The sequence below is a fragment of the Nakamurella sp. GG22 genome (assembly GCF_052976845.2).
The window spans coordinates 195,579-205,033 of record NZ_JBRIIO020000008.1 but is presented as its reverse complement, the minus strand read 5'-3'; the positions used below and the strand labels follow the sequence as shown (position 1 = coordinate 205,033).

Annotated in this window: 8 protein-coding genes; 7 read left to right on the top strand and 1 reads right to left on the bottom strand. The window is 63.2% G+C overall.

The window, feature by feature from the left end:
* The 3 genes from ACVBEQ_RS11500 to ACVBEQ_RS11490 all read left to right on the top strand — a co-directional run.
* Positions 1-326 (top strand): excalibur calcium-binding domain-containing protein (locus ACVBEQ_RS11500; protein ID WP_447153256.1); only part of this gene is annotated, 326 nt, incomplete at its 5' end.
* A 238-nt stretch (positions 327-564) separates the two neighbouring features.
* A complete protein-coding gene (locus ACVBEQ_RS11495) occupies positions 565-2,001 on the top strand; it encodes a GmrSD restriction endonuclease domain-containing protein (protein ID WP_447153255.1) in 1,437 nt (478 codons plus the stop codon).
* Between the two features lie 1,078 nt (positions 2,002-3,079).
* A complete protein-coding gene (locus ACVBEQ_RS11490) occupies positions 3,080-4,303 on the top strand; it encodes an IS110 family RNA-guided transposase (protein ID WP_447152790.1) in 1,224 nt (407 codons plus the stop codon).
* Between the two features lie 1,102 nt (positions 4,304-5,405).
* On the opposite strand, the gene ACVBEQ_RS11485 is transcribed toward ACVBEQ_RS11490, so the two are convergent.
* Entirely contained in the window at positions 5,406-5,783 is a 378-nt protein-coding gene (locus ACVBEQ_RS11485) for a hypothetical protein (protein ID WP_447153254.1), read from the bottom strand.
* A 272-nt stretch (positions 5,784-6,055) separates the two neighbouring features.
* Between ACVBEQ_RS11485 and ACVBEQ_RS11480 the strand changes: the two genes are divergently transcribed.
* The 4 genes from ACVBEQ_RS11480 (at position 6,056) to ACVBEQ_RS11465 (ending at position 9,396) form a co-directional block, all read left to right on the top strand.
* Positions 6,056-6,727: a hypothetical protein gene (locus ACVBEQ_RS11480; RefSeq protein ID WP_447153253.1), complete on the top strand. Its 672-nt coding sequence runs from the start codon at positions 6,056-6,058 to the stop codon at positions 6,725-6,727.
* Positions 6,728-7,226: 499 nt separating this feature from the next.
* Positions 7,227-7,517: a DUF3800 domain-containing protein gene (locus ACVBEQ_RS11475; RefSeq protein WP_447153252.1), complete on the top strand. Its 291-nt coding sequence runs from the start codon at positions 7,227-7,229 to the stop codon at positions 7,515-7,517.
* A gap of 54 nt (positions 7,518-7,571) precedes the next feature.
* Positions 7,572-8,027 carry a hypothetical protein gene (locus ACVBEQ_RS11470; RefSeq protein WP_447153251.1) on the top strand — a complete coding sequence of 152 codons (456 nt, stop codon included), beginning with the start codon at positions 7,572-7,574 and terminating at the stop codon, positions 8,025-8,027.
* Between the two features lie 283 nt (positions 8,028-8,310).
* The gene (locus tag ACVBEQ_RS11465) at positions 8,311-9,396 is read left to right on the top strand and encodes an IS110 family RNA-guided transposase (RefSeq protein ID WP_447153250.1); all 1,086 of its coding nucleotides are present in this window, start codon (positions 8,311-8,313) and stop codon (positions 9,394-9,396) included.
* Positions 9,397-9,455: the final 59 nt, after the last annotated feature.

Here is a 9,455-nt window from a genome sequence, read left to right as displayed (position 1 = left end):
ACAAGGCAGCAGCCGATAAAGCGGCCGCCGACAAGGCAGCAGCCGATAAAGCGGCCGCCGACAAGGCAGCAGCCGATAAAGCGGCCGCCGACAAGGCAGCAGCCGATAAAGCGGCCGCCGACAAGGCAGCAGCCGATAAAGCGGCGGAAGAGCAAGCGGCGGAAGAATCGAGGGCCGCTGAAGCCGCTGCGAATGCTGCTGCATCGGCCAGCTTTGGTAGCTGCGCCGAGGCTCGCGCTGCTGGAGCGGCCCCGATGTACGAGGGCGAACCGGGCTACCGTCCGGGGCTCGACCGAGACCATGACGGAATCGCTTGCGACAAGTAGGGCGGAAGCAGGGTGCTTGGGTGACTATTTTGGTCCGCCAGCCAGTCCCATCAGAGGAGCGGCCGAGCGCGTTGGCGGTTAAGGGCGAGCGCCCGAACGCGGGCTACCGAGACCACGCAGATCAGCGCTAGGCCAGTGTCTCGGCGTAGGGTCAGTGGCAGCAGCAAACTGGCGGGCCAATTGACTCGACACATTCGGGGTGATGCGCCGGAGACATCAGAATGCCGAGGGGTGCATAATGGTCGACTTTCCGCGCGTGCAACCAACATTCCCCAATCCACCTGGGCCACGTCCGCCGCCGAATCACGCCAGAAAGAAGGTCGTCGGAAGGATCGTTCTTGGCATCGTCCTGTTATTCGGTCTGCTTTTAAGTCTCGCCGCAGCTGCGACCAGCGGGGTCTTCGGCGTCCTGCTCGTAGTTGGCCTGACGCTGCTCGTATTGGGTCTGGTCGTTGTTCTACTCGGCCGGCGTATCTGGTCGATGGCGTCTCCACGGAAGGCTGGCTTAGTCGTTGGGTGCGCGGGGCTCATCGCGACCGTGCTGGGAGCGGCACTGCTGCCGGCGACCACGCCTGCACAGAACACCGCCGGGCAGTTGTCAGCGACTGCAGCACCGACAGTCTTGGCCACGTCGTCCAGCAACTCCGCCACGCCGACCGCGACCAGCGGGGTCAGCGTTGACCAGGTCGAGGCGATGATCGCCGCCGCCGGACATGGAACGGCGCTTGCGGCACTGGGCTCCCTCAGCATGTCGGACAGCGGCATCCCAAGGGGCTATGACAGAAAGCAGTTCGGGCAGGCGTGGGCAGACGCCAACCGCAACGGATGCGACACCCGTAACGACATCCTCGCCCGCGACCTAACTAACTTGACCCTGAAGCCAGGGACCAATGGCTGCGTCGTCACGTCCGGCATTCTCCTGGACCCGTACACAGCAGAGACTGTCACGATCGACGGCAGCCAGAGCAACACGGGGGCCGTTGAGATTGACCATGTGGTATCGCTGTCCGACGCATGGGCGTCAGGAGCACGAAGCTGGAACGCTGCCCAACGGCAGACGTTCGCAAACGATCCCTTTGAACTGCTCGCAGTCACCGCAGAGGCGAATGGTTTAAAGGGAAGCGACGGCGCGGACTCCTGGCTTCCCTCCAACGCGGCATTCCAGTGCCAGTTCGTCGCACGGCAGATAGCAATCAAGGTCAAATACGACCTGACCGTCCGCTCCGATGAGCGGCTCGCGCAGGCCGGTGTACTCAGCTCCTGCACACAGGAAACACCGCCCGTGGATATTGCTGCGGCGGAGGCATCCGCTCAGTCGCGTGCTGTGCAGCAATCAAAGTCGGTCGCAGGCAAAGCATCTCAGCAGGCAGCAGCAGCAGCCGCCGCCAAGGCATCTGAAGAAGCCGCAGCAGCAGCCGCCGCCAAGGCATCTCAGGAAGCCGCAGCAGCAGCCGCCGCCAAGGCATCTCAGGAAGCCGCAGCAGCAGCCGCCGCCAGGGCATCCGAAGAAGCAGCAGCCGCGAATACACCGGGACCGGACACAGGCGAATCCGTCTATTGGAAGAACTGCACGGCTGCGTACGCGGCGGGCGTCTCGCACATCAGTCGAGGTGAACCCGGCTACCGACCGGCGCTTGACGGTGACAATGACGGTGATGCCTGCGAGGGCGGATAGCGCCTGTACGAGCCGTTCCTGAGCCCACGATTTGGCATCACCTTGGGGACTACCCATACACGAGCCTTGAAACCCTGACCGGGCAATAGGGATCTCGCAGTTCAGAATTGCGAAAACGTCCAAACCCACGAACTGAGCCGCCCCACCGTTCGGCGGTCGGTGTGAAGGCGTAGGGACTTGGCGGCGGACCCTGACAGTTCCGGCGGCCGCACCGGCGGCCGAAGCTTCACTTCCGTCCGCCGGTGTTCATTGCAACAGTCACGAAGGCACCGTTTCTAGAGTCCGTCTTCAACCCGAACATGCCAGCAAGGCATTGGCCGCAGATTAGTCCTGTTCGTCCGGCTCGTCGAGCAAAGCTTCTAATTCAGATTCATGTGAATCAAACCGTGCCGCCATTAGCCTGTCAAAGTCGGACCAGTGTCGGCGCGGCTCACTTCTCACACGCTCTGCACAATGTAAGGCGTGGTTTCTGAGCGTGGCAAGCCCAAACCTCAAGTCGGGTGCTGTCCCTTCCCCGAATACAAGGTCCGCACCGGTCGCAATTACTGCGCCGTCCTGGCAAATTGCGTAGGCATATCGGACCTCTGCGCCTTCCTCGTTGTTGTTCCAGCCATCAATCCTGACTGAAAGGAACTACCATTTGACAATGACACGGTTGGAAGGGCATTGATGCTGATGACCCAGGGCGCCGTCAATTCGTATTCGACCTGGCCATCGGCAGGAGACACCGTGCGGCCCTTCCTCAACACGACTACGCGCGACATGCGAACCAATTTGACACCGTCATGGCGATGAGTCCCCCGTCCGTCGTCGACACTGATGCGACTACCAGTCGCTGGCTTGACCCTAATGGGAGTACAGCCGACGGTGTGCAAGTCTGCTGTCCGAGCCGCCGGCGCGGTGAACACTTTGCCAAACCCAGGCACGCGATGCCTAGGGCTAGATCGTGTCCCGCGCTGGTTGGTGAGGAGTCTGTAGGGCTGGTGGGATGTCGTGCCGATGTGAGCACTGATCCATTAGGTAGCACCCGGTCTCCTCGTGGCTCGCCGATGTTCCTGCGGCGTGAGGAGGACGCCAGGTGTTGTTCGTGGGTGATGACTGGGCCGAGGACCACCACGACGTCGACCTCGTCGGCGACGACGGCCGCCGGCTGGGTAAGAAGCGGTTCCCGGAGGGTGTGACGGGGCTGGCCGGTTTTCACGCGTTGATCGCTGATCACTTACCGGAGGATGCTGATCCGTCGGACGTGGTGATCGGGATCGAGACCGACCGCGGTCCGTGGGTGCAGGCGTTGATCGCAGCCGGGTACACCGTGTATGCGGTCAACCCGTTGCAGGCAGCCAGGTATCGGGAACGGCACGGCACCTCCGGATCGAAGAGCGACCCGGGCGATGCGCATGTGCTGGCCGAGCTGGTGCGGCTGGACCGGGCGCATCACCGACCCGTGGCCGGTGACAGCGACACCGCCGAACACGTCAAGATCCTGGCCCGCACGCACCAGAGCATGATCTGGTCCCGGCAGCGGCAGGCGAACATGCTGCGCTCGATGCTGCGGGAGTTCTACCCCGCTGCGTTGCTCGCCTTCGGTGACGACCTGACCGGGAGGGACGCACTCGCGGTTCTCGCGGCCGCGCCAAGCCCGGACCAGGGCAAACGGCTGACCACCGCACGGGTGATCACCTTGCTGCGGCGAGCAGGACGGCAACGCAACCATCAGGCCGCGGCGGAGCGGATCGTTGCCGCGTTACACACCGAGCAGCTGACCGCGCGACCCGGCGTGGTCACCGCCTACGCGGCGAGTACCTCGGCGTTGGTCGCGATCCTGTCGGAGCTGTCCCGGCAGGTCGAGGCGCTGGCCGAGCAGGTGGGTGCGGGTTTTGGCCGGCACCCGGACGTTGAGATCTACCTGAGCCAGCCCGGGCTCGGACAGATCCTCGGTGCCCGGGTGCTTGCCGAGTTCGGCGACGACCCCAAGCGTTACGCCGATTCCAGGGCCCGGAAGAACTACTCCGGGATGGCCCCGGTGACCAAGACGTCCGGGAAAAGCCGGGTCGTGCTCGCCCGGCACACCCGAAACCGACGCTTGGCAGATGCGTTGTACCAGCAGGCGTTCAGCGCACTCACCACATCGCCCGGCGCTCGCGCGTACTACGACGCGCACCGAGCCCGCGGCAACACCCACCACCAAGCCCTCCGCGCCCTGGGCAACCGCCTTGTCGGGATCCTCGACGGCTGCCTTCGGCACCACACGAGATACGACGAGCAGATTGCCTGGCGCATCCTGACCGCGGCAGCCGCTTGACAAGTTGCAGCCGTGGGATATCTAGCCCCGTCCTTCCGAGCGGTGATGGAGCACAGTGACACTTCGTGTTCTGCTGGTTTCTCAATCGGCTTCCGTCACCCGTTCCGAGGCGGATCGACGGTCCGATACCGGCCATTGCGGCCAAGGCATATGCAGGTTGTAAGTCCCGATCGAAGTCGATGCAGCATCGAGTGCCGGTGTACATGCCAGGCTCAGCCAAAAGACTCTTTGTCGCGGGGGATCTCGCGACGCTGCTCCGGCGACAACGAAATCACCATCGCCCACGCACCATCATACGTACGTTCGACAGTCGAACGCGACGACGACGGGCGCGTTTAGACAGAACGCAATGGGTCCGCCAAGTTTGGCGGCACGAATCAGCCTTTCGGGAGGTACTTAGCTTCCTGTATGCAGTGTTGGCTGACTGCGTATACCATAAACCCGCCGGCCGCCCTTGCGTCCAATCCTAGGCCGATCAAACCTTTAACCGTAGCCGCCCATTGAGTAGTGGCGCTCCCGCCGGTGCTGGGTGTGAAGATCCCGCAGACCAATTTTGCCGCAGATTCGATCTCGGAGTCAGGCTTCCCGTCGAAGTAGCCTCCGTCGTCCTCGCGGACCAGGCCATAGAACTCCGCATCGCTGAACGTGTTGCCAGGGGCGGTGGTCGCCGCAGCCTGGCCGGCCACAGTCGCCGCTGAGCTACCCGATCCGCAACTGGCCAATAGCACCAGCCCGAGAATAGCCAGCACAAGCGGTCTTGGTTTCATGTACGGATACATTACGCGGTGGCAACTACTCGATGATATCGAAGCTGGGGCCCAGTCACTGTGAGTAGCGCGCGGCACGACGTTTTACCCTCGTAAGTGTCCTCGTGACCACCTTCTTGTACCGGGCCGCTTCCTTCCAGCTTCATCGACCACCTCGCGGGCGTGCAATCTGGAATTTCTACCCCCACTGGGAGAGGGCGAACTAATCACGTGAACCTGACCCGGCCTTAGGGTTCTCGCCGGCCAGAGAGCCGAGACGCTGAGCGCCCTATAGAGCTGCCAGGGCCAGGGTGAGGACGATTAGTCGTCGGTCTTATTGGGCCTGTGGACCGCTGTCACGGCTGCCCCTGCTGAGGGTTGTGCGGCTGCCCCTGCTGAGGGTTGTACGGCTGCCCCTGCTGAGGGTTGTACGACTGTTGCACGTAGACAACCTGGGCCGGTTCCCGCTTGCGCGTGACGAGCCAGATAATCCCCAGGATGACGTCGGCTGCCATCCAGAGGAAGACAATTAACAGCGCACCGATGCCACCGCCGATGCTTTTGGCCGCATCGCAAGAGCTCTGGCTCAGGTTGCCCGTACATGCGCTGTTGGAGACGCCCACGATGCCTGTGATTAGCCAGACGGCGAACAGCACATTGATGGCCAGAATAATCCAGGTGAAGATGCGAACCTTCCGCTTTCGGGGCGGTCCGACTGGAGCCGACTGTGACACGAAGATTCCTCCCTCGCTAGGACGACCGGCGCCCCCCTGGCGACGACACCGACGATGATCCCCCCGAACCCACGCTGACAATACGGTAAGTACGCCGTGGCGGCCCAGCCGTCCGGCCATACCCCGACCAGCGCGGGATGCTCGAAAAGGTGGGTTCCGTCCGGGCGTGCGAATTGCCCGGCAATGCAATACTGGGCCACTGGGGGCCATTCGACTGGCACCGCCGGGCTGGCAGGAGCACGTCCACAACGAACCACTCGGGGGTTTCCATAATGAATGACCGTTCTTGGGGCCGGACCGGTTCCTTCGGCCTGATAGTGCTAGTTGCGGGTCTTGCGGTGGCCGCCTGTACCGACTCGACTGCCACCAGTACGCCACAGGTGTCGACCGCGACGAGCCCTTCCGCGACGGCCGAGACAGCGTCAAACAGCCCGCAGATATCGACTCGGACGAGCCTCGCGCTGACTGCCTCCAAGTCGATTAAAACCAATTCGTCCGGCGAGACGTCGGTCGCTACCTCCGCGTCGAGTACATCCGCGCCGATAGGATCGTCGCAGACGCTGTCCTTCGCAACGCAAGACAAGCCGATCGAAGTCACCGTAACGGTTCACGGATACGCACCGTTCACGTCTGACAATCGATTAGAGCAGCCGGACGCGAACACATTAACCGTAGCGCTTGATGCTGAAGTCTGTACCTCTGTCGCCAACACCGTGCAGTCGGAAGATCGGTGGGTCTTGGTCGACTCGAACAACGGCCGTTATCAACCGGAGGTTTCAATGGTTGGTGTACCGAAACCCGAATATCCATACTTTTCTGAGAAGCTGACAGCAGGAGAGTGCATTCGCGGATACATTCCCTTTACAATTCCGAGCGATGCAAAAATCACGACAATCCGATACGCCACGGAGAACGGCTTTACGCTTCGTTGGTCGAATCAGTAGAAGCGAATCGGGCGTAACAGATGCGGCCGTATCCAGAGAGGATCATCATCGTCGGTTGCTATGACCTCTCGTCCGGCACCTCGGCCACTCCGGTAAGGTCCAGCGCGTCGACAAGGGAGCCCACCAGCCACGACAAAGTTCCTGTCGGCATCAATGGCCATGTAACCGCCATACTCATTGGCCCGCATGTTGCGGACGCGGGATTTCATACGGCTAGAACTTGCCGCCGCGCCACACGGCGCAGACGGTCCTCGCGGAGTTGGTCGGAATTTTCAGGCATGGCTCTACCTCCACAGGCAGACGCAGGGACGCCCAACGGCGGGATGCCGCAGGGCGGACGTGCGCCCGATGAACTGACCCCCGGCGACTGCTGCCGGTGCATCGGACTGCCATGCCATGCCAAGCCGCAACGGTGGGCGCGAAGGCCCTGGGGATTCCCCACGTCGGCGCATTGGCGCGTGCACAGGCCAGGGCGGAGGTCGGCCTCTGATGATGCCGAATGGGCGCGTCCAGCAAGAACACTGCGGTAGTGTCACTTTGCGTGACTCGGCCTACACTCCATGCGTTCATCGACGAACTGGGCCAGCGAGCGCGAACCGCGTTGTCCAGCCCGCACTTCGTGATGTCGGCCGTCCTTGTGAGGGATACCGATCTCGGTGCAGTCGCGCCGTTCTTGGCTGGCCTGCGGAAGGACCTTGGCCGCGATGAAGGCCATCAGCTGCACTGGAAGCAGTACAAAGGGCACCCATACCGGTTGCACGCGTCGACACTGGTCGGTCAGCAGCAGTAAGTCGGCATCACGTCAGTAGTGGTCTGCAAGAACTATCTGACAGACGCTCGGATCATGCATGAGGACGAGACCTACCTGTACACCTTCCGTTACTTGCTGGAGCGGATGTCATGGATGGCCCGTGATTGCTCGCCGCGACCTCACAGGCTGAAGTACACGCTGGCGCATATCGTTCGCTTTCCGCTCGCGAAGTTGCGGGAGTATGAGTCCGCATTGAGGTGCGTGCCCGGATGCCAGATCGCTTGGGACTACGTTGACTCAGCGGGCGGCGCCCTGGACCAGCCAAAACGCATCGAGAACTTGCAGCTCGCGGACATCACCGCGTCGGCGATAGGTGCGGCGTTTAATCCTGACCAGTTCGGGAATGTCGAGCGTCGATACCTGGAAAACCTCGCTCCACGTTTCTATCGCGGTCCCTCGGGCAGGTCCTCGCTCTATTCGTACGGGATGAAGCTGCATCCGACCGACGCAAACACGAAGGCCGCCTACCCGTGGGTGGCGGCCTCGTGAGTACGTCGATCGGCTGTGCCGCATAAGCGGGTGCTGATGTTGCCCATCAGCAGACGGTCGTCCGTACAACTCTGAATATGCCTCGTTGCGCCTCGGCGTTCAATGACCCGAGACGGCCAGTCGTGTGAGCCACGTCACATCCGTGCCAGGTGCTTCATCACGAGTGGCCTAGACGGTATGGGGAGCCCGTTGGTTTGACGGGCCGGGGCCTCTCTCGCAAGTTGTCGTGGATTGCCGACCGGGAGCGGCCCGGTCGGTAGCGCCACAATTGCGGGAGGCCCCGGTGTTCAGTGAGCGTACGAGTGTCGGTCTGGATGTGCACGCACGGTCGATCGTGGGGTGTGGGCTGGACAGCGTGACCGGTGAGGTGTTCCAGCGGCGGCTGACGCCGACGTTCGCCGGTGTCGCGTCCTGGCTGTCCGAGCTGCCCGGGCCGGTCGCGGTGACCTACGAGGCCGGGCCGACCGGTTTCGGGTTGGCCCGGGAGTTGACCGAAGCCGGACTCCGTTGTGTGGTCGCGGCGCCGTCGAAGCTGCAGCGCCCCGCGGGTGACCGGGTGAAGACCGACGCCCGCGACGCCCTGCATCTGGCGAGGTTGCTGCGGATGGACCAGATCGTTGCGGTTCGCGTGCCGAGCGTGGAACAGGAAGCCGCCAGGGACCTGGTCCGGGCCAGGGAAGACGTCCGCGGTGACTTGATGCGCAACCGGCACCGGGTCTCCAAACTGCTTCTGCGGCAGGGGATCATCTACTCCGGCGGGCACCCGTGGACCGGTGCGCACGAACACTGGCTCCGCGGGCAGCACTTCCCGCAGGCAGGGCTGCAGACCGCGTTCGATTCCGCGTTCGAGACGGTGCTGCTCACCCAGGCCCGGCGGGACCGCCTCGATCAGGCGATCACCGAAATGGCGATGAACAGTGAGTTCACCGACGTGGTGCACCGGTTGTGCTGCCTGCGGGGTGTGTCGGTGCTGACCGGGTTCGGGTTAGCGGTGGAGATCGGCGACTGGCAGCGGTTCACCGGGTCCACGATCGGCGCCTACCTGGGTTTGGTGCCCACCGAGTCCTCCTCCGGTGGGCAACGCTCCCAGGGGTCGATCACCAAGACCGGGAACACCCACGCCCGGCGGCTGCTGGTCGAGGCGGCCTGGCACCACCGCAAGTCCTACCGCAACCCGAGCACAGTCATGCAGGCACGGTGGGGCAACGCCAGCCCAGCAGCCCGGGCGCGCGGGCATGCCGGGAATCACCGGTTGCACCGCCGCTGGGAGCAGCTGCTGGATCGGAAGAAGAAGACCGTGATCGCGAACGTCGCCGTCGCCCGTGAGCTCGCCGGCTGGTGCTGGTCGCTGGCCGTCATGGACGACTGACCCAAAGCCGGGCGGCGACGTCTGCCTGTCGTCCCGGTTTCACAGACCCCAGGCGGTGA